Source organism: Sphingobacterium thalpophilum, assembly GCF_901482695.1.
Classification (GTDB): Bacteria; Bacteroidota; Bacteroidia; order Sphingobacteriales; family Sphingobacteriaceae; genus Sphingobacterium; species Sphingobacterium thalpophilum.
Genome location: NZ_LR590484.1, coordinates 2011154 through 2031590, shown reverse-complemented (window position 1 = coordinate 2031590; position 20437 = coordinate 2011154). Strand labels below are relative to the sequence as shown.

19 protein-coding genes and 2 pseudogenes are annotated in these 20437 nt (G+C 38.2%); 5 read left to right on the top strand and 16 right to left on the bottom strand.

Annotated features, from left to right (window positions below; all coding sequences use genetic code 11):
• On the top strand, nt 1-987 hold the full coding sequence (gene trhO, locus FGL37_RS08730; protein ID WP_037534379.1) for an oxygen-dependent tRNA uridine(34) hydroxylase TrhO: 987 nt from the start codon (nt 1-3) through the stop codon (nt 985-987).
• Nucleotides 988-1041: 54 nt separating this feature from the next.
• Here trhO and FGL37_RS08725 read toward each other — a convergent pair whose 3' ends face one another.
• Nucleotides 1042-1722, bottom strand: coding sequence for a DUF937 domain-containing protein (locus FGL37_RS08725; RefSeq protein ID WP_028071716.1), 681 nt, complete (start codon nt 1720-1722; stop codon nt 1042-1044).
• 247 nt (nt 1723-1969) lie between these two features.
• On the bottom strand, nt 1970-2626 hold the full coding sequence (trmB, locus tag FGL37_RS08720) for a tRNA (guanosine(46)-N7)-methyltransferase TrmB (protein WP_028071715.1): 657 nt from the start codon (nt 2624-2626) through the stop codon (nt 1970-1972).
• Nucleotides 2627-2841: 215 nt separating this feature from the next.
• On the opposite strand from trmB, the gene fcl reads away from it, so the two are divergent.
• Nucleotides 2842-3777 carry a GDP-L-fucose synthase gene (gene fcl, locus FGL37_RS08715; protein ID WP_028071714.1) on the top strand — a complete coding sequence of 312 codons (936 nt, stop codon included), beginning with the start codon at nt 2842-2844 and terminating at the stop codon, nt 3775-3777.
• Here the strand turns inward: fcl and FGL37_RS08710 are convergent.
• From FGL37_RS08710 to FGL37_RS08700, 3 genes are all read right to left on the bottom strand, one after another.
• A complete protein-coding gene (locus tag FGL37_RS08710) occupies nt 3774-4274 on the bottom strand; it encodes a hypothetical protein (protein ID WP_028071713.1) in 501 nt (166 codons plus the stop codon). The genes fcl and FGL37_RS08710 overlap by 4 nt on opposite strands.
• A complete protein-coding gene (locus FGL37_RS08705; RefSeq protein WP_051607278.1) occupies nt 4267-4686 on the bottom strand; it encodes a hypothetical protein in 420 nt (139 codons plus the stop codon). The genes FGL37_RS08710 and FGL37_RS08705 overlap by 8 nt, the downstream gene beginning before the upstream one ends.
• Nucleotides 4687-4829: 143 nt before the next feature.
• On the bottom strand, nt 4830-5099 hold the full coding sequence (locus FGL37_RS08700) for a YtxH domain-containing protein (RefSeq protein WP_028071712.1): 270 nt from the start codon (nt 5097-5099) through the stop codon (nt 4830-4832).
• Nucleotides 5100-5338: 239 nt separating this feature from the next.
• On the opposite strand from FGL37_RS08700, the gene FGL37_RS08695 reads away from it, so the two are divergent.
• A complete protein-coding gene (locus FGL37_RS08695; RefSeq protein ID WP_028071710.1) occupies nt 5339-6883 on the top strand; it encodes a YifB family Mg chelatase-like AAA ATPase in 1545 nt (514 codons plus the stop codon).
• A 578-nt stretch (nt 6884-7461) separates the two neighbouring features.
• Here the strand turns inward: FGL37_RS08695 and FGL37_RS08690 are convergent.
• The 3 genes and pseudogenes from FGL37_RS08690 to FGL37_RS08680 form a co-directional block, all read right to left on the bottom strand.
• Nucleotides 7462-8622 (bottom strand): sensor histidine kinase, encoded by a 1161-nt coding sequence (locus FGL37_RS08690; RefSeq protein ID WP_051607269.1) that lies wholly within the window; start codon nt 8620-8622, stop codon nt 7462-7464.
• 86 nt (nt 8623-8708) lie between these two features.
• A pseudogene (locus FGL37_RS08685) lies at nt 8709-9816 on the bottom strand (IS3 family transposase).
• Nucleotides 9817-10492: 676 nt separating this feature from the next.
• Nucleotides 10493-11422 (bottom strand): sensor histidine kinase, encoded by a 930-nt coding sequence (locus FGL37_RS08680; RefSeq protein ID WP_160169542.1) that lies wholly within the window; start codon nt 11420-11422, stop codon nt 10493-10495.
• A gap of 539 nt (nt 11423-11961) precedes the next feature.
• Between FGL37_RS08680 and FGL37_RS08675 the strand changes: the two genes are divergently transcribed.
• Nucleotides 11962-12882 (top strand): class I SAM-dependent methyltransferase, encoded by a 921-nt coding sequence (locus FGL37_RS08675; protein ID WP_028071667.1) that lies wholly within the window; start codon nt 11962-11964, stop codon nt 12880-12882.
• A 47-nt stretch (nt 12883-12929) separates the two neighbouring features.
• Here the strand turns inward: FGL37_RS08675 and FGL37_RS26095 are convergent.
• From FGL37_RS26095 to FGL37_RS08650, 6 genes and pseudogenes are all read right to left on the bottom strand, one after another.
• A pseudogene (locus FGL37_RS26095) lies at nt 12930-13043 on the bottom strand (IS481 family transposase); the annotation flags it as partial.
• Between the two features lie 57 nt (nt 13044-13100).
• Nucleotides 13101-13799, bottom strand: a complete 699-nt coding sequence (locus FGL37_RS08670) for a LytR/AlgR family response regulator transcription factor (protein WP_028071666.1) — start codon at nt 13797-13799, stop codon at nt 13101-13103.
• A 4-nt stretch (nt 13800-13803) separates the two neighbouring features.
• Entirely contained in the window at nt 13804-14907 is a 1104-nt protein-coding gene (locus tag FGL37_RS08665) for a sensor histidine kinase (protein ID WP_028071665.1), read from the bottom strand.
• A 498-nt stretch (nt 14908-15405) separates the two neighbouring features.
• The gene (locus tag FGL37_RS08660) at nt 15406-16503 is read right to left on the bottom strand and encodes a sensor histidine kinase (protein WP_051607267.1); all 1098 of its coding nucleotides are present in this window, start codon (nt 16501-16503) and stop codon (nt 15406-15408) included.
• A 309-nt stretch (nt 16504-16812) separates the two neighbouring features.
• Nucleotides 16813-17793, bottom strand: coding sequence for a hypothetical protein (locus FGL37_RS08655; RefSeq protein WP_028071664.1), 981 nt, complete (start codon nt 17791-17793; stop codon nt 16813-16815).
• A gap of 248 nt (nt 17794-18041) precedes the next feature.
• Nucleotides 18042-18449, bottom strand: coding sequence for a DUF4377 domain-containing protein (locus FGL37_RS08650; protein ID WP_051607266.1), 408 nt, complete (start codon nt 18447-18449; stop codon nt 18042-18044).
• A gap of 409 nt (nt 18450-18858) precedes the next feature.
• Between FGL37_RS08650 and FGL37_RS08645 the strand changes: the two genes are divergently transcribed.
• Entirely contained in the window at nt 18859-19152 is a 294-nt protein-coding gene (locus FGL37_RS08645; protein ID WP_081817935.1) for a magnesium chelatase subunit ChlI family protein, read from the top strand.
• On the opposite strand, the gene FGL37_RS08640 is transcribed toward FGL37_RS08645, so the two are convergent.
• Both FGL37_RS08640 and FGL37_RS08635 read right to left on the bottom strand, forming a co-directional pair.
• Nucleotides 19149-19772 carry a rhomboid family intramembrane serine protease gene (locus tag FGL37_RS08640; RefSeq protein ID WP_028071058.1) on the bottom strand — a complete coding sequence of 208 codons (624 nt, stop codon included), beginning with the start codon at nt 19770-19772 and terminating at the stop codon, nt 19149-19151. The two genes, FGL37_RS08645 and FGL37_RS08640, sit on opposite strands and share 4 nt — an antisense overlap.
• Nucleotides 19773-19780: 8 nt before the next feature.
• Nucleotides 19781-20428 carry a LutC/YkgG family protein gene (locus FGL37_RS08635; protein ID WP_037533933.1) on the bottom strand — a complete coding sequence of 216 codons (648 nt, stop codon included), beginning with the start codon at nt 20426-20428 and terminating at the stop codon, nt 19781-19783.
• Between the last annotated feature and the right edge of the window lie 9 nt (nt 20429-20437).

Sequence of the window (20437 nt, the reverse complement as noted above, 5' to 3'; positions counted from 1 at the left end):
ATGACAAAATATCAAACTTTGCTGTACTATTGTTACAGCCCTATCGAAAATGCAGAACAGTTTGCTGCAGAGCATCTTGAATTTTGTAAATCCCTTGGTTTAGTCGGCCGCATTATTGTTGCTGACGAGGGCTTAAATGGCACCGTATCCGGTACTGTTGAGGCTTGTAAGCAATATATGGACGCTGTTTACGCAGACGGCCGCTTCAACAAAACCGAGTTCAAGATTGATGAAGTAGAGGAACCCTCTTTCATTAAGATGCACTGTCGTTACAAACCAGAAATCGTACATTCTGGTTTGCGAGATCCAAAAGTGATCGATCCCAACCGCCAAACAGGCATACATCTTGAGCCACAGGAATTCCTCGCCATGAAAGATCAGGAAGACGTTGTTGTACTGGATGTACGGTCAAACTACGAGCACAATGTCGGACGTTTCAAAAATGCCGTGACACTTGATATTGAAAATTTCCGTGAATTCCCGGAAAAAATCAAAGAGCTGGAAAAGTATAAAGGCAAGAAAATACTAACCTATTGTACTGGCGGAATCAAATGCGAGAAAGCGTCGGCATTATTACTCAAAGAGGGATTTGAGGATGTTTACCAATTACATGGAGGTATCATTAAATACGGTAAAGAAGCAGGCGGTAAAGATTTTGAAGGCCAATGCTATGTCTTTGACAACCGCGTTACGGTTGAAGTAAACTCTGTCAATCCGTCTGTTGTATCCACCTGTCTAAACTGCGGCAAGCAGACCACTAAGATGATCAACTGTGCTAATCCGACCTGTAATGAGCATTTTACTCAATGTGATGAATGTGGCTGGAAAATGGATGGCTGCTGTTCGGAAGCATGTAAAGAAAGTCCCAATAAACGTAAGTACGATGGCACTGGATATTATGTAAAAGTCCCACAGCCCGTCAATGCGGACAAGATCAGCAAGAGAAAACATAAAAATTTTCCACCAAAAGTAAGGGTCGAAAATTAAATAATTAAAGAGGTCGGTAGTATTACGCTACCGACCTCTTTTGTTTAGTGTCCTTTATTTTCCAAACATTCCGGCGATAGAGTCAAGAATATTTCCCTTGTCCTGCCCATCACTGTTTTTATCAAAGAAACTGCCTGCCAATCCGCCCAGTAGGTCCGTCATATTGTTCGCAGACGGCGCTTGGCCTTCTGCTTGTCCAGACTCTTCCTGGCCGCCACCCAAAAATGAGCCGAGTATACCGCCAAGTACACCGCCGCCTGTACTTTGCTGAGAGCCGCCTAAGACGGAACCAAGCAGATCGCCGATACCGCCGCCACCACTAGAGGTTTGCTTCTGCTGCCCTAGATAACCCATAACGATAGGAGCCAAAGTTGCCAGAACGCTACCTACCTGTGCTGAACTAATACCCGCCTTATCAGCGATATTTTGCGTCACCAAGTCAGTATTCTGTCCAAACATATGATTGACAATCTTATTACCATCGTCATTAGCTCCCGCGCCGAATAAGTCTCCTATTTTATCCAAGATTCCGCCGCCGCTATGCTGATCAATAGCTTTATCGATATTTTCGGATTGTCCTTTGTTTTTCGCATTATAATTCAAGGCAGCTATCATTAACGGTACTGCTGCGGCCACGATCCATTTAGCCTTGGATTCGCTGACGCCTGTCATTTTTGAGATGGCTTCTATCGCTTTAGAGCCGACTCCTCCTGTCACTAAATCTGTTAGATTCATAAGTTTATCATTTGTCTTGTTGCCGACATATGGAGTTTCTTTTTGTTTCTTACCTTTGCATACAAACAAAGACGCTTCTAAGCCTCCATATTTAGAATTTAAATTTGAATGAATATAACGATTTTTTTTGAGGAGTCCAGTATAATTAGTGATCTGAAACTCCTTAAAGATTATTTTTTGGAGCTTGAAAGTTACCACCAACAAGAACCATTAAGATGCCGGAACAATGTCTACTATGTTTGAAAGACTAAAGTTTCTCAAAACTCCACTGCACATAGTTTATATTCTTATCGTCTGCCAGATACTTCTTCTCATAATATGTCTTGATCGACAGGACCTCGTCTACCAGATCCGAATGGTAAAGATCTGTAGTCTCTTTATATTTTTTCAGGTTCAAAGCCTCAATCTGGTCCAGTGTATAGGCATAAAAACCATCATTGTCTGTCTTCAGGTTCATTTTGCTTTCAGGTTTCATGATGATCCGGTAACTTTCGAGAAATTTAGGTCCGGTCAGCCGTTTCTTTTCACGGCTATCCTGCGGCTGCGGATCAGGGAATGTAATCCAGATTTCATCGATTTCATTTTCAGCGAAATGCTCAAGGATCGTTTCGATCTGAATACGCAGGAAAGCGACATTTTTAATCCCCTCTTCTAATGCTGTTTTGGCTCCGCGCCAGATACGATTTCCTTTAAAATCAATACCGATGAAGTTTTTTTCAGGAAATAATTTCGCTAAATTAACCGTATATTCTCCTTTTCCACAAGCGAGCTCCAGAACAACTGGATTTGTATTGCCAAACTGTTTCTCAGCCCATTTTCCTTTATATTCCTTGCCTGCATCGAGCTGAATAACGTTTTCAAACGTCGCTACTTCGGCAAATTTACGTAGTTTATCCTTTCCCATTTTTACTAAAATATCCCACAAAAATAATCTTATCTTCCCGCTAAAAAAAATTAAATCTTTTTAGTCACGCACAAGACCTTTATCATGCCGTATTAAGCGTATCAGAAGGCCGCTTGAAGGAATAAATTGCTTTTCTATGCGCAATTAAATTGTATATCAAAACCAATTTATCTAAGTTTGCAGAAGTCAATAGCTTCGGCAGTCAATAACATATCGTGGAAAAAGACGCTAAAATTTACGTTGCCGGCCATCGTGGAATGGTCGGATCAGCAATATACCGTAAACTAACGGAACTCGGTTATAAGAATATCATCACGCGTACATCGCAGGAGCTAGATCTGCGCAACCAACAGGCGGTTGCGGAGTTTTTTGTTGCGGAAAATCCAGAATATGTTTTTTTGGCAGCGGCTAAGGTGGGTGGAATCATGGCCAATAATACCTACCGGGCTGATTTCATCTATGACAATATAGCCATACAGAATAATGTTATAAAATCATCTTACGATAACGATGTTAAAAAGATGATGTTCCTAGGGTCAAGCTGTATTTATCCCAAGTTAGCTCCACAGCCGCTCAAGGAAAATATGCTGTTGACAGGAACACTGGAACAGACCAATGAACCATACGCTATCGCCAAAATAGCAGGTATCAAGATGGCGGAAGCCTTTCGTGACCAGTATGGCTGCAACTTTATCTCGGTTATGCCGACCAATCTCTATGGCATCAACGACAATTACCATCCACAAAACTCACATGTATTACCCGCCCTCATTCGGAGATTTCACGAGGCTAAAGTCAACAATTCAAAGGAAGTCGTTATCTGGGGAACAGGCACACCCCTGCGGGAGTTTCTTTTTTCGGATGACCTGGCTGATGCCTGTGTATTTCTGATGAATAACTATGATGAAAGAGAATTTGTCAACATTGGGATTGGTGAAGATTTAAGCATAAAGGAACTTGCGGAACTGATTAAGCAAGTCGTGGGATACACCGGCGCCATATCCTTTGATAGCAGCAAGCCGGATGGCACGCCGAGAAAACTTATGGACGTCTCCAAACTACATGCCTTGGGCTGGAAGCACAAGATCAATCTCCCCGAGGGAATCAAGCTGGCTTATGAAGATTTTCTGAAAAAAGAACAAGGGCATTAATAGGTCTCACTATAGGAAGGAATACCATATTCATTGACTTCATCTTTAACAATGGTACTTTCTTCAATCTGAGAAGCTTTTTTCTTCTTCTTCTTGGGACGTATAAAATCGGTGAGTTTGCTCAGCAGTCCACTGATTTTATCTTGATTAATCTGGCCTACAGCACGTTCTGACAGCAATAGCATAAGTGCCTTTTTAAACATTCCCGCTTTTTTCAGAAACAGTCTGTTCATCACAAAAGGTACACCAATACGGAGTGTTTTGGTCAGCCAGTCCGAGTCAGGATTACTGCTCTTGGCAAATAATTGTTGAATGATATTTACACCGGGAATATTGTTTTTTAGCGAGTTGAAAAATCTGACAGGTGCTTCGATTTTATTATTGAGCAACGTAAATTGGGTCTTGAGATAGGCTTCCTGCTCATTCTTAAGTTCCTTTAGACGGAAGATTTCAGCCTTAAGTTCTTGTAGATTACGTATTTTAGTTTGTTTATTCATTTGCAGTCCCTTCCCTATCAAATTTTTCCTTTTGTTTCAGCTCTTCTTCCTCTTCTTCGATTTCATCGTTCCACTTCGCCAAAAAACGTCGAATGGAAAGATCCATAAACTTTGACTCCAGCGCAGGTTCAAAGATCCGTATCACTATTATAATGATGAGAAAGATTCCTGCGGTCGCCAAAAAACCAAGCGAATAGCTTCCTAATAATTCTCCTAGCCAAAATCCCAATGCTAAGCATAAGAAAAAGACAACAAACAAGGTGAATATTAACTTCGTTGTATCTACAACCAAACTAGCGATCAGGCGCGAAGACCGTTCGATAGTCTTTAATTTAACGAGCGTAAACTGGGAATCTATGTATTCCTTCGTTTTCTGAAAAGTACCGCTAAGTGAAAATTTTTCTTCTTCCATGCATCTCTAATTTATTCAGGCTATCTCAAAAGTCAGCTATGATTCTCTAATCGTTCAGATTATTATATTCAACTATCCGGCTTTTTGAAATAGCCTAATATTTCATATATCTCCACAAACTGTCCATGTGAACAATCTGTATGCTATGCATGCTCGATGATATCATCATCAACAATTTCTTCTGCCTGGTTTATTTTACCTCTTAGCGTGGAGACAATTTTTTCTTTAAATTCATTCAGTTGATCGAATTGCTCTTCAGCTCTCTCACGAATAGCATCACTCAAATCGCTTAATGAATCATTGATCTTATCTCTCGTATCCGATCCCTTATCCGGAGCAAATAAAACTCCTAAAGCTGCACCCGCAGCGAGACCTGCCAACAACGCCAAAGCTACTTTACTTGTGTCATTCATTTCTTTTTCGTTTTAAAGTTCTAATTCTATTACTCGATGAATCTAGTCTTCGATAATAATACAATTGACAAAGCAAATCGTTTGCCAAACACCATATTTTATCCATTATTTACTAGAACCGTTCTAGGACAAGATAGTAATTTCCAGCCAATTTTCTATTGCTTTTCAATAATTCAGAAAAGGATCCTTATTTATAAATTAATATTTACTATCTTTAAATCAGCCGATTATAAAATCTTATGTTGAATAAAATCTATTGTAGTGCTGTCTATGGTATTGAAGCACGCACGATTACTGTTGAAGTAGTTGTTTCCACCGGTTTACATTATTACATCGTCGGTTTACCTGACAATGCCGTCAAAGAAAGCTTAAGACGCGTCGAAAGTGCTATTACTTCCTGCCAGTTTCACATGCCAAGGCAAAAAATTGTGGTCAACTTGGCACCTGCGGATGTCAGGAAAGAAGGATCCAGCTATGACCTGGCCATCGCTATCGGCATACTCGCGTCTTCGGGGCAGCTTTCAAACGAACTATTAGCGCAATACCTGATCCTAGGAGAGCTCTCGTTGGATGGAAGCGTCAAGCCTATACGTGGAATCCTGCCCATTGCACTACAAGCTTCCAAAGATGGCTTTAAGGGCATCATACTTCCTCAGGAAAATGCTTACGAAGCAGCAACTGTGACCGGAATCGACGTGATCCCCGCCGAAAACCTGACAGAAGTGGTCCAATTCCTCAGCAGTGCAAAACAGATACAGCCTACACAAATTGACATTCAGTCTGTTTTTCAAACCGGCATCGACAACTATGATGTGGATTTTTCTGACGTTCATGGACAGGATAATATCAAAAGAGCATTGGAAATAGCAGCCGCCGGCGGGCATAATGTTATTCTGATAGGGCCACCGGGAGCGGGCAAGACCATGCTAGCGAAGAGACTGCCAACCATTCTACCGCCATTAAGTATGGCAGAATCGCTGGAAACAACAAAAATTCACTCTGTTTCTGGCAACCTTAAAGCTAGAGGTACCCTGCTCACTACACGGCCGTTTCGGGCGCCGCATCATACTATTTCTGATGTCGCGATGGTCGGTGGAGGCTCCAATCCATTGCCGGGTGAAATTTCGCTCGCCCATCATGGCGTACTGTTCTTGGATGAATTGCCTGAATTTAAGCGCGGTGTTTTAGAAGTCATGCGACAGCCTCTGGAATCCCGCAGCATCACGATCTCAAGAGCGAAACTCTCGATCGACTATCCGGCAAGTTTTATGCTGATCGCGGCTATGAATCCCTGTCCCTGCGGTTACTTCAACCATCCTGACAAGGAGTGCATCTGTGGTAATAATACGGTTCAACGCTACTTAAGCAGAATATCCGGGCCGCTCCTTGACCGTATTGACCTGCACATCGAAGTCACTCCAGTACAATTTGAAGAACTCAGCGCCCGACAGACTGCAGAAAGCAGCAGCGTGATCCGCGGACGGGTGATGCAAACAAGAGCACTTCAAAAACAACGTTTTGAGTCGTTACAAGATATCCACTGCAATGCGCAGATGAGCACGAAACTTACAAGAGAGATCTGCAAGGTTGATGAGCCGGGAAAGAAATTGCTCAAAACAGCCATATCCCGCCTCAACCTTTCTGCCAGAGCCTATGACCGGATTCTGAAGGTGGCCCGGACAATCGCTGATATGGAAGGTAGTCCACAGATTAAAAATCACCATCTGGCCGAAGCCATCCAATATAGAAGTTTAGACCGGGAGACCTGGGGCGGAAGATTTTAGAACGTGTGGAGACCTGTACTTGCAGGCCGAAGAAATACAGGCACTTTTTCCTTGCATAGACTGCTATAAGTCTGTCATGGACTGTTGTCATTTTGCCCCGAACACCATGTTGTTTTTGATAAACGACGATAAGTTCAGATTCAATTGATAACAGTTTGCGGCAAAGTGCGAGTAGAATGGGATAGACTGCTGTCTGTTACAGCTCAACTATTGGACAGTTGGAGGGTATGAGGATGAACTAAGGACAAAGTACAGGAAGTTTATATTAAACAGCGTGCAGTCTGTTGCAGATGCATGGTAAAAGCTTGCAGATTTCATGCAGTTTAGCATATTCTGTCTGGAGCTTGTGATAAAATATAAGGAGTCTGTGTTGGCCTGCTTAGAGTCTGAGACAAACTGCTACCTGTTTATGCTGGGTGATGTCCGGACCAGCTGTCATAAACAGCTGATCATCCAAGCCAGGAGCTCCTTCAGATCTTACTGAACGCCAACATCGTCGAGCCCTTTTCCACATTTAAATATGCCTGAGCCTTTTCTCCGGTCTGCAGAACAAGATCTACTCCGAATATAATCCTTTATTACAATTCAATTTCAAGTATCACGGAGTAACTATTCATATTATCTGACATGTTTAACGTGTATCTGTCCTTATATCGAAGTTCAAGTGTTCTTTTAACATTTTGCAATCCAATGCCGCCTCTGGGAGATGCAGGACTGTTTTTATTTAAACCATTTGCGACCACGAACCTTAAAATACCATCTTCTATAGTTAATGAAACAGTAATCCAAGCATCAGCCCTGCTTCTATCTGGTCCATGTTTGATGGCGTTTTCAATAAAAGGTAATAACATTAATGGTACAACTCGATAAGGTTCTTTTATTTTCTTTATATTAAAATTCAGATTAACGCTATCACCAAATCTTATCCGGATAAGATCTAGATAATCATTTAAAAACTGGATTTCTTTGGCAATGGATATTTTATCATCATTAGCTTGGTAAAGCATATACCGAAGCATATTCGACAGTTTCATTATAGTATTAGGGGTACTGGCTTCTCCTTTTTCCGCTAGCCTATATATGCTATTTAATGTATTAAATAAAAAATGGGGAGAAATCTGGGATTTAAGAATTTTCAGTTCCATTTTCAGATTATCTCGTTCCAGATTTGCTTTATCTAATTCAAGATTAGTAGTCTTTAGTTCTAAATTTGCCTTTTCAAGTTCGAGTTCTGCCTGAGTCTTTTCTAATAAGAGCATCTTGTTGCCTTGAGCAATAAGATGCTTAACCAATTTTGGTGTTAACGGTAGGGATACAAGGGTCAAAAAATCAGGAAATACACTAGGAAATTTTTTAAGTTGATAAATACCAAAATAGCCATCATCGGTAAAAAATCTTACATACTTAATAAATGCTCTACCTTCCTTTAATTCAAAATCGTTAAGAATATCACACGTCAAATACGTGATATTTAACCACCAGATATATGAAAAAACAATAAATATTACGATGGGCAGTACTTTTCTTTTTTCTATCCATTTAGAAATAAGCCATATGACTGAATAGAACAAGGAAGTAGTAACAAAAAGTTCTTTTGCCACTAAAATCCAGATATAGCTACCACCTAGCCTTTTATAGGTAAAAGAATACGTGCAGAAGACCAATATCCAAAAAATTATATGCACGATCACCCTAACAAAAGGTGTATACCATTTTCCCCAAATAATTTCACTTCTCATGTAATATTGGTTTGCTTAGAATATCATTTTATTCAACATGTGTAAGTACCCCATTTTTCCGACAGCTGAGATTGGACTTTTCTAATTTACGTTACTGATTGATTTATTTGTTGTTGGTGTCTAATATTTTTTGATAATTCCGTTGGTGTGAGATTCCCAAGACCTTCATGTGGTCTGTTGTTATTATATTCATCCATCCATGCCTGGGTATGTTCTCTTACTTCTGATAAGTTGAAAAATAAATAAGCATCCAAAATTTCTTTGCGATAACTTCGGTTGAACCGTTCGATGTAGCCGTTCTGCATAGGCTTACCGGGCTGGATAAATTGAATAGCGATGCCTTGGTCTTTACACCAGAGCTCAAAATGATGACTGGTGAATTCGGGGCCATTATCTACGCGTAGACAGAGCGGTTTGCCCCGCCAGTCTATGATTTGTTCAAGTGTCCGTGTTACCCTCAAAGAAGAAATAGAAATACCTATTTCGATACACAATATCTCACGGGAACAGTCGTCCATCACATTAAAAGTTCTAAACCTATTTCCGCTTGCCAAGCTATCGCTCATAAAGTCCATGCTCCATTTTTGATTAATGCTGACCTGTTGTTCCAGAGGCTGTTTCTCCCGAGCAGGTAAACGACGTTTGCCACCCTCTTCTTGTTCATATTTAACAGCTTATACACCCGGTAAACTTTTTTGTGATTCCAGGGCTTCCCCGCTCTGCGCAGATAAGCGTAAAGTTTTCGGAATCCATAGACAGGATGTTTGGCGGACAGATCTTCTAATGCAGATATGACTGCACTGTCATCTTTCTTACTAACATAGTAATATTGTGAACCGCACATGCCTGTCAATTTGCAGGCTCCGGTGACACTCAAACCGTGATCCAGGACAATCTCCTGGGTTAACTGTTTTTGCTGCCGGAGCCCCAACCTTTTTTTGTGATGACTTCTTTTAGGATATCATGGTTCATACTCAGTTCGGCAAACATCTTTTTTAAGCGGGCATTTTCTTCTTCAAGTTCCTTCAGGCGCTTGACATCCGATGCTTCCATCCCACCGTAACGGCTCTTCCAATTATAAAATGCGGCCTTGCTAATCTCAAGATCTCGGCAGATGTCTTCGGTCTTTCTGCCTTCTTCGCCCTCTTTGAGTGCTCGAACAATCTGGCTTTCTGTAAAACGTGTTTTTTTCATTTTATTACTTAAATCTAAACATTTATGTCCAGTTTTAAGCTGTTTGAGTTTTTGGGACACTTACAAATTCACGCATCCAGATTTTATTAAAACTTTGAATGAATGCGCTCGTGATATAATTCGATGTTCATACACTTTTTATTAGAGGAAACACGGCTTGGTGACAGTCGCCCAATGCGAATCGTATCTTCGTATCACTGGCAAAGCCGTCAATATCCGGAAAAATGCTGCCTTTTCTCACCCCGAGAAAGTACAGTGCCCTCTGGATTTCCACAGCGGTTTCATTCGAAAACTCCAGCTTATGGATCAGTTGCTAGAGGTTTCCTGCGGAAGACCGCCTTCAAAACCCTATATAAAAAATCGCCCACAACTTGACGATAGAAAGCGAAAATAGAGTCAATGCTGATGGCTCCCTAGGCATTATGGATAGCCAGCGTATTCGTTGGGGTAATATTCAATCCTGATAAGAATTGTCAAGCCCAAGTGAAAAAGCATGGATATTCAGATGACTTCGCTATCACTCATCCTGATTTCTGTAGACGCAAAACCTTCCAACCAGAGGATTAGGAAGCAGTCGGACAATGAGAACAGGAAATGATAATTTACCATTCCTAGCCACAAGCCCAATCAAGAATCTCTTGAGACAATGTTTCATCATCAATTACAATACATTTAATCATCTCTCAAAATTATTCAAATCAATTTCTAAAATGATAGAGTAACTATCAGGTTTATCCTTTATATCTAAGACATATCTCTCGCTATATTTCAATTCTAATCTTCTCTTCACGTTCTGTAAACCTATTCCTCCCTTTATTGGCTCTTTACTGCCCCTATTGACTCCATTGGCCACAACAAATTTTAATATACCTTCATTTAGAGTTAACGATACATGAATCCAAGCATCTTTCCGGCTTCTTTCAGGACCATGTTTAATAGCATTTTCAATAAAAGGTAAAAGCATTAGTGGTGCTATTCGATACGGTTCATTAATTTCATCAATAAAAACTCCAAGTCTTACACCCTGTCCGAATCTAATATGAATGAGATTAAGGTAATCTCGGAGGAAATGTATCTCCTTTTTTAAAATTATCTTATCATCACCAGTTTGATAAAGCATATATCGGAGCATACTTGAAAGCTGTTCTATAGTTTCAGCAGTGTTCGGATCACCCTTTTTAGCCAGCCTATAAATACTATTCAATGTATTAAAGAGGAAATGGGGTGAAATTTGTGATTTTAATATTTCCACTTCCATTTTTAAGTTATCTCGTTCCAAATTTGCTTTAGCAAGCTCTAATTCGGCCTTATTCCTTTCCATCACCAGCATGATGTTGGCATCTTCGATAAGTAATTTAGCTAGCTTTGGAGCCAAAGGCAAGGAGATTAAAAATAGAAAGTCAAGAATTAACGTTGGAACTTTTTTTATGCTGTATATTCCTAAAAATCCATCTTCAAGGAAGTAATGAACATACTTATAAATTCGTTTATCTTCAATTGGGACAATACCCTCCAATAACTCACATGTAATATATGTGAATGTCAACCACCAAAAATATGAGAAAATAAAAAAAAGTAAAATTGGAATTGCTCGTCCCTTTGCCACCCATTTGGAAATTAACCAAGTTGCCGAATAAAAAAGGCTGGTAGTAACAATCAGTTCTTTAATTACAAACGCCCAAATATAGTTTCCACCATATCTCCGAAAAGTATAGTAATAAAGATAGGATACTGATACCCAGAACACGACATGGCAAATGACCCTTATTAGAGGTGTGTACCATTTCTCCCATATATTCTCACTCCTCATTTATAATAGGTGTATGCTTTTCAACAATTAGCAACAAAATTACAGTTAAGTTAGAAAAATTATTACAAACTTTCTGGCAATAAAAACGTTCAAGCAATACTTTATGCTACGTCATATTACCTAAAAACACTGCAATACCCTCTGCCTAAATGAATAAAAAAACATACCGGTAAATATTTATTTAAGAACATTTTGAGTCGCAATACACAAGGTACAGATTGCTAAAAATTGTCATCGAGCATTTTACAGTATTCATATAGGTCAAAACGGAGTTGGTCGAGATTATTTCTTTCATAAAAATTCAGATAGTATATTCTCCACATCAATTGGAGCTCATGAACAAGAAGACAGAACCTTTTCAAGAAGATAGCTATAATAGACATTCAACTTGGTATATAAACCAATTCCCAGAAAAAGAACAAAAAATTAAATTGTTAAATGGAATAAAGTCATATAAAGGCACTATTAACCATTGGTTACAGAATCAGTTTTTTGATTGTGTCAAACCTATTACACAATATAAAAATGCATCTTGGCTTACTGTAGGAGATGCATATGGACATGATGCTAATTATTTGATAGAAAAAGGCGTTCAGAATGTCATTGCTTCCGACATTAATGATGAGTTTTTAGCGGTATCAAAAGAAGTTGGAATCGTCGATAAATTTTCTGCTGAAAATGCCGAAAATCTTTCATTCGATGATAATAGTGTTGACTACATCCTATGTAAAGAGACCTACCATCATTTTCCAAGACCTTATGCGGCATTGTATGAAATGATCCGTGTCGCAAAAAAAGCAATTATTATCATTGAACCGCAAGATCCAATTTTAAAAATGCCACTTTTGATGTTTATGAACAATGTTCTAGAAAAAATAAAACTTGGCCTAATTAATAAAATCTGGAAGAACCGCTTTTCTTATGAACAGGTCGGAAACTTTGTATATAAAGTTTCCGAAAGGGAAATGGAGAAATTTGCTGCCGGGCTGAATCTTCCAATGGTAGCAATCAAAAACTTCAATCCAAATTTTTGGTTTCCCGGAAGCGAAAAAATTCCAGCTGTAAAATCTGAAAAGAGATTTCGAAAAATTCTCTTTCAAAAAGCCATTAGAGATTTTCTATCAAAATTAGGAATTGTCCCAAGTCAATCTATGAGTATAATCATATTTAAGAGTCTACCAGAGCGCGAAATACAAGAATCATTAACAACCAACGGGTATAGGTTAATAGAAATTCCTAAGAATCCTTATTTATAATTTTGACTATGTACAAATTGGAAAAAGCGGTAATGCAAGCGTAACCATCTTTCTTTTACAAGATGGATACTGTCTTTCCAAGTCTGTATGCTCGTCTTTCGGTAACAATGCTTCCCTGAATGTGGCTTTTGGTTGTCGAATTATTCCAACCAGATATCAAGGGTGGCAGTTCCTCTATGCTGCCAAATATCTTTTAATCGGATGCGGTAGCATCTATTTCACGCATTCAAACCTAATCTCCTATATAATTCCGCTTTATATTGCCCTCCTATTGGAATATCCTTAATACTTCCTCTCATTTTCATAATATTACCCTCCACTCTTTTTGCAAAATCCAGATTCACAATATAAGATTTATGGACACGAATAAACTGTTTTGCCGACGCCAATTTTTCCTCCATTTCCAAAAGCTTTTTCCAGACATTGTATCTTTTTTCTAATGTTTCTATCCAGACATAGTCTTTAGCCCCTTCAATATAAAACACTTCGTCATAAGGGGAAATAATGATAGTTGACCTATCTTTTATTACCAAAAAATCCCTATCTGAATTGTTCCCATTATCATGATTTAAAACAGCCTGTGCTTTATCTATTGTTTTAATCAACCTGTCGAGACCAAAGGGCTTGAGAATATAATCTAAAACATCCAATTCGTACCCTTCCAAAGCATAGCTCGGATCACCCGTGACAAACACAAATAGTGGTGGATTTTTTAACGTTTTCAAAAATGCTACACCATCCATATCCGGCATTTGTATATCACAAAATACCAGATCTACATCTTTGGACTCAAGAATGCTCATTGCGTCGATCGCGTTTTCATATATGCCAAGTATCTGAATTTTTTGAATTTTGCTTAAATGTGACACCAAAATCTCTCTCGCCAGCTCTTCATCGTCAATAATAATACACTTCATTATTCTAACATTCTAATTTGATTTTTAAAAATATGGTATAGCTTTCTCGATCCTCTCTAATATCTAGCGAATAACGGTCTTTATAATAAATATCCAGCCTTCGTTTTACATTCTGTAGACCTAACCCACCAAATTGATGTTCTACAGCCAAATGATTGACACTATTCGAAACATTGTACATCAATTCTCCATCTTGAATTCTTAGTTCAACCTTAACCCAAGCATTCTTTCGGCTTCTATCAGGTCCGTGTTTAATTGCATTTTCAAGAAAGGGAATCAAAATTAAGGGTACAATCTGGTATGGTTCTTTTGTCCTTTCAACATTAAATTCAATTTGTATACTATCTTGGTATCTTAATTTCATTAAATCGAGGAAGTCATTCAGAAACTGTATTTCAAGAGAGATATAGATTAAATCATCTTTGGTTTGATATAAAAGATGTCTCAATAAATTGGAAAGGTTTAATATCGCATCCGGTGTCTTCACATCCAGTTTCTCCGCCATGCGATAAATGCTATTCAGCGTATTGAAAACAAAATGAGGCGATATCTGCGATTTGAGTATATTAAGTTCCATTTGGAGATTATCGCGCTCTAAGCTCAATTTATCCCGTTCAGAAATCGTAAGCTTATAAGCATCATCAAATATTACTTTGGTTAACTTAAGAGATAATGGAAGTGATACCAGATATAAGAAGTCAAGTAAAAAATCTGGCATTTTCTCCAACTTATAAACTCCCCAATAGCCGTCTTTAAGAAAGATTTTAAAGTACCTATGTAAGCTTTCCTCAGATAGAGGAATATGATTTAAGGCGAATCGACAAACAAAATAATTAAAGTTTAGCCAATAAATATATGCAAATAGAAAAAAAAGAAAAGCGGGGAATACTTTACCTCTAGTAACGAAATCCGGCATAATGTAGGATGCAAGATAAAAAAGGCTACTTGTAATCACAAAATCGCTCATTGTAAAAATCCAATAATATTGCCCCACAAGCCTTTCATAAGTGAAGGAGTAAAGAAGTAATACTCCTACCCAAAATAGGATATGAAAGAGAATACGAGTCTTAGGCGTATACCATTTTCCCCATAAATTATCACTTCCCATAATCAAAAACTACAACTTATCAGCTAAGATTAATTTAATATAGTAATACTTTAGCCAAAGTAAGCTAAAAAAATTGAAACAAGTATTTTTAATGAATAATATAATATTATAACGTTACCATTATATTTAATACTACGTCGAGCAAATCTAGGGATTTGTATAGATCAAACATGAGTTTGTCGGGAAAACTTCTAAAACTTAAATCTTGTAATAAGAAACTTTACAAAAATTGATGCTGTCATTACGAAAAAGTTTGGTATGACTGAATAGTAATTACGGAAAATAGCAAAAGATGCATTAGTATGTGCTATTGGACAATCCTGAATTTCATTCGTCTAGAAAAATCTATACAGATCCGCTACCTTATTATTTATTAATTCCATAGCATCAAATGTCCCTACTATCTCAAACAATAGGTTCTTTTTCCAATTTAGACACTAGTGGTTCTAGGGCCAACACCTTATCACCAATTACAATACATGTAATCAATTTAATATACTAAAGCTTAATTTCTAAACAAACTGAATAACTATCTTCTTCTTCCTTGACCTGCAAAGAATAATCTACACCATAGCGCAGATCTAATCTTCTTTTTACATTTTGAATTCCTATGCCGCCAAATCCTGGCCTTTTGCTAATTCGATTTACACCATTCGAGATATTAAATCTGAGGATATTCTCATCCAACTTTAATGACATCTTGATCCACGAATCATGACGGCTTCTTTCCGGCCCATGTTTTATTGCGTTCTCTACAAACGGTATTAAGATAAGTGGAACTATTTTATAAGGTTCATCAGTGTTTTCAAAATTTAGGTAGACTTTTGTGCCCGGTCCAAATCTTAATTTTGCCAGAGTCAGGTAATCTTGAAGGAATTTTACTTCTCTGGAAATCAAAACCTTGTCATCATTAGTTTGATATAATAAATAGCGAATCATATGAGACAGCCTTACAATCGATTCAGATGTTTTGGGGTTATTTGTCTCTGACATCTGATAAATGGTGTTCAAGGTATTAAACAAAAAATGTGGCGATATCTGCGATTTCAGAAAAGCCACTTCCATGGCTAAATTGTCCCGCTCAAGCTCTAGTTTGTCTCTTTCGAGTACTGCCATTTTATTCTTATCCTCAACAATAACCTTAACCATCTTTGGAGCTAATGGAACTGATACCAATAACAAAAAGTCTAAAATAAAAATCGGATGCTTTTGGAGAGCGAAAAGTCCAAAATACCCACCATCTATCCAAAAGTGCATATATTTACTAACCCTTTCATCAGAGGGAGGAACAAAATCTTCTATTAAAACCCATACGCAATATGTCCAGGAAATCCACCAGATATAAGCAAATAAAATGAACAAGATGAGGGGCGCGAGTTTCCCTTTCGATACCCACTTTGATATGATCCAGTTTATTGAATAAAATAAACTTCCGGTAACAAGGAGATCTTTCAGTACAATATAAAGCACATAATCGCCTCCGATCCTTTTTAATGACAAATAATAAAGAGCTGTAACAAGCAACCAAAAGACTATATGAATAAAAATACGAACTTGTGGTTTATACCATCGTCCCCAAACATTTTCACTTCTCATTCAATAAGGCTATAAATCAAACAATCTGTCTATCAAAAAAAGTTGAGTATTTTGATGAATATCTCAACCTCTATTATTAGCAAGACACTTTTATCCAACATCCTAAATTACGAAAAAATTAAAATAATTAGTCAACTGATTATTTTTCAGACTGTAATAAATAGCTATAACGCTCACATGGAGCAATTCAATATGAAAGTATTTTTCCACCTATGCGGCGATATCTCCTATTTTTCTGATAAGGGTTCTTTTTATGACCCGTGCTTAATTTAGAACTTTACTTCAAACAGTAATACCTATTTATTTAAATTAACTACCTAGCGGCATTCCATTACCTATAGCCCATTTTCGGGTTCTCTTTTCTTTTAATTGACCTTTTTCATCATAGATATTATAACTAGCACTTACCACATTATTCTGAATATTATAATCTGTAATTTTTATGGAATAGTCTGCCGGAATATTATTTGTCTCTTTTAGATTGTCCTTCCAAATTAAGGGCTGTTTTCCCGCCCATTTATCTTCAACACTAGTAACTATCTGCAACCTAGCCACAACGCCTTCAGGTATAAAGGTCATATATTCATCATTATTAATTGGAATATTACCTGAACCCCCAGAAGGATAATAGGCATCGGTAGCATCTATATCTTTGGTATAGCGAACTGAAAAGTCCCGCTCATAACAAACCAATTGAGTTCCCCGTTGTCCGAGCCCCATATTTCCTCCTCCTCTATTAAGGTCTTTGTCAGTTCCCTCTCTGACTAATAACGAATTTTGATACCATTGTACTAAGGAAATATTGTAATCAACATAAGACCAATCTAAAGGCTCTTCAACCTTATACTTTTTGGTATAAAATTTCTTGCTGTCAAGATCTATATTGGCAAGAAGTTGAACGTACTTATTCGGAATTTCCAAATCATCAAGAATGAGGCGCAATGAAAGGGTGGCATGGTTAGAATTAATATATTTACTTGGAGAAACTAAATAAGTAAAAAGCTTTTTTGAACTTTCAGGAATCTCACTTGCGTCTATTGTCGGGCAAACTTCTGAAAAAATGTTCTTTCCATCTTTATTATCTACCCTGATCTCTAAAGTATTCTCCAAGGTATTTACCACATAGTATTGGTTCCCCATACTATCGGTTTTAGCTTCGGTTCTCCATTTTTCGTTTTTCACCTCAGAACCATCTGGGCCATCTTTTTTACATGAAAATAAGAAGCATGCCATTAGCAAACATGCACTTAAAATCCCTAAATTCTTTTGTCTATATGCTGTAATCATCATAAATATATTAATGGTCAATTTTAAAAGTCATTTTAAATCGCGAATTATCTTTTAGATATTTGCCGTATAGTAAATCGGTACCACTGGATCACTCGCTGTAAATGTCCCAACGTTTTGTGCAATAAGATCGAAAACTCCATCAGGACTTGGATTGATCAATAGTTGTATCACATTATTTCCGATGTTACTTCCCAAGAGAGAGATTGTGACAACTGGCAAAAAGATTCGCTTCTTCTTGGGTATATGATTCAGTAGTTTTCTTTAGAATCTTCTTCACACAAAATACTTGTTCTTTTCATAATGTTATTTATAGCTGCCTGTTGTTTAGAAATAACTTCAAGAAGTTTATAAGTTTTGTTGTTCCCATCTAACGGCGGAGATGCCAAAATAGTTATCTGAACTTTTAATTTATAACGGTTGCCTTCCTCGAAAACAAAACCACTAATCTCGTCTAAACCTAAATGATACTCTTCTTTATTACTTTCTCTAACCTTAAGCGCCGGTATATTCTTAGGTTGGTCTGGTTTCGCCGGCGGATTAGGTGCAACATACTCAATAGTCGGTTGGATCTCCAACTGTGCAATATAGGTTTGGTCAGAATTTTCTTTGCTGCACGAAAACAGGAAAATTAATAAAAGGAAAATGCTATTTTTCATGGATTTACATTAAAATCTAAAATACTATTGGCCTTCAGTACTTTTTCGAACCCATATTATTAAAATATTTTCACTCTAAAAAGTTATTTCGACCAACTCGATTCCGACCCATACAAACAATGTGATTTCCTCGATAAAAAAACAGAACTTAATATTTAATTTCTATTTTTTACATAAACAACTATTTAATAACCTTTTAGATATTAGCTATGTGACTGAACTCAATCTCCCAAAAATTTAATTATTCGAAGGAAAATATCAAATCTGGGGGCTATTCCGATTACTTTCTCAATGTGTTATACAATTTGGCTGTTATATCCCTTTGAAACAGCCTTAGCTCAATTCCTATATATTCACCCAAAGTCTGTGGATTTAAAGGTACTTTTATCGGTAGAGGTTTACTGATTTTTTGTTCAAAACGCAAACAGGGCAACGTTTTGAGTCGTTACAAGATATCCACTGCAATGCGCAGATGAGCACGAAACTTACAAGAGAGATCTGCAAGGTTGATGAGCCGGGAAAGAAATTGCTCAAAACAGCCATATCCCGCCTCAACCTTTCTGCCAGAGCCTATGACCGGATTCTGAAGGTGGCCCGGACAATCGCTGATATGGAAGGTAGTCCACAGATTAAAAATCACCATCTGGCCGAAGCCATCCAATATAGAAGTTTAGACCGGGAGACCTGGGGCGGAAGATTTTAGAACTGTGCTAAGCAATGTTTTATCACCCAGGGAAAACACAGAATGGTCAAAATCAGCCCCGAAAGTGCACCGAAAAAATGGGCATCGTGATTGATGCCATCCCGTCCATTTTTGGAGGCCCAGATGCAATAACCCAAAAACAGAAAGGCAAAAAGGTAAGCCGGCATAGGGATAATCATCATTACCCCTATAGTCATCTTTGGATTGAATAGAATATAACTAAAAAGAACCGCACAGATAGCGCCGGAAGCTCCTAAACTATAATATCCGGGATTGTTCCGCTGCTGGATAACCGTAGGAATATCGCTGAGAATCAAGCTTCCCAAGTAGATAACGGCAAAGAGCACATGACCATAAACGCTGGCTTGTGCCAACATCTGCTCTAACCCAAATGCAAAGTAATAGAACGTGATCATATTGAACAGCAGATGTCCCCAGTCACGGTGCACAAAACCGCTGGTCAATAGCGTATACCAACGTTCCTTACGTGCAATGCTATATGGATGAAGCATGAGTTTGCCAAAAAGTTGTTCGTTGGATAAGGTATAAATGCTTGTGACAAGTGTAAAAAAGAAGATAACACTCGCTACGGGTGTTTGTTGTAAATAAAAAGTTAGCATAATAATCGTTAGAATCGGTCTTCCAAAAGTAAAACGTACAGCTCTTTGGGGCCATGTGCTCCTAGTACCAAACGTTTTTCGATATCAGCAGTCCGCGAAGGGCCTGTAATCGTTGAAATCATCGTCGGCACCTCCTGACCGTACCTTCTTTGCATATAACCCAGGGCATCCTTTAAATCCCAGACCAATTGCGAGGCTTTGGCGACGACAATGTGTATAGGAGGGTAAATACTCAAACGTCGTCCCGAAGCATTTGCGTTGCTCACCATAATACTTCCATTGCGGGCAATCAATGCCTCACAGGATGTAATGCCCGCATGCGCAGATTCAAAATCCTTTTCGGTCTTGATAAATGGAAAACCATACGGAGTCAATAAATTTTGGATCCCCTGCTCCCAGGCATATATATTTTTGATGTTGTTGACCTCGGTCAATGTGATCAGATTCTCAATCAGTCCAATTTCACCATCACAATACAAAAACTTACCGCCAGCCGCCGTGAACTCACGAACAAAAACAATATCCACCAGTTCATCTTCAGCTTTGTATAACGCAGTATCTTTAAAATTCGGATGGGGATTATCGTTTTTCTGAAGCAATGCCTGACGTATACGCTTTAACATTACCTCCTTCGCTGTCGCATTCTTCACGTTCATGGCTTCCTA

Coding starts and splice junctions, on each gene's coding strand:
- trhO (WP_037534379.1), top strand. CDS start 1: ATGACAAAATATCAAACTTTGCTGTACTATTGTTACAGCCCTATCGAA.
- FGL37_RS08725 (WP_028071716.1), bottom strand. CDS start 1,722: ATGAATCTAACAGATTTAGTGACAGGAGGAGTCGGCTCTAAAGCGATA.
- trmB (WP_028071715.1), bottom strand. CDS start 2,626: ATGGGAAAGGATAAACTACGTAAATTTGCCGAAGTAGCGACGTTTGAA.
- FGL37_RS08710 (WP_028071713.1), bottom strand. CDS start 4,274: ATGAATAAACAAACTAAAATACGTAATCTACAAGAACTTAAGGCTGAA.
- FGL37_RS08705 (WP_051607278.1), bottom strand. CDS start 4,686: ATGGAAGAAGAAAAATTTTCACTTAGCGGTACTTTTCAGAAAACGAAG.
- FGL37_RS08700 (WP_028071712.1), bottom strand. CDS start 5,099: ATGAATGACACAAGTAAAGTAGCTTTGGCGTTGTTGGCAGGTCTCGCT.
- FGL37_RS08695 (WP_028071710.1), top strand. CDS start 5,339: ATGTTGAATAAAATCTATTGTAGTGCTGTCTATGGTATTGAAGCACGC.
- FGL37_RS08690 (WP_051607269.1), bottom strand. CDS start 8,622: ATGAGAAGTGAAATTATTTGGGGAAAATGGTATACACCTTTTGTTAGG.
- FGL37_RS08675 (WP_028071667.1), top strand. CDS start 11,962: ATGAACAAGAAGACAGAACCTTTTCAAGAAGATAGCTATAATAGACAT.
- FGL37_RS08670 (WP_028071666.1), bottom strand. CDS start 13,799: ATGAAGTGTATTATTATTGACGATGAAGAGCTGGCGAGAGAGATTTTG.
- FGL37_RS08665 (WP_028071665.1), bottom strand. CDS start 14,907: ATGGGAAGTGATAATTTATGGGGAAAATGGTATACGCCTAAGACTCGT.
- FGL37_RS08660 (WP_051607267.1), bottom strand. CDS start 16,503: ATGAGAAGTGAAAATGTTTGGGGACGATGGTATAAACCACAAGTTCGT.
- FGL37_RS08655 (WP_028071664.1), bottom strand. CDS start 17,793: ATGATGATTACAGCATATAGACAAAAGAATTTAGGGATTTTAAGTGCA.
- FGL37_RS08650 (WP_051607266.1), bottom strand. CDS start 18,449: ATGAAAAATAGCATTTTCCTTTTATTAATTTTCCTGTTTTCGTGCAGC.
- FGL37_RS08640 (WP_028071058.1), bottom strand. CDS start 19,772: ATGCTAACTTTTTATTTACAACAAACACCCGTAGCGAGTGTTATCTTC.
- FGL37_RS08635 (WP_037533933.1), bottom strand. CDS start 20,428: ATGAACGTGAAGAATGCGACAGCGAAGGAGGTAATGTTAAAGCGTATA.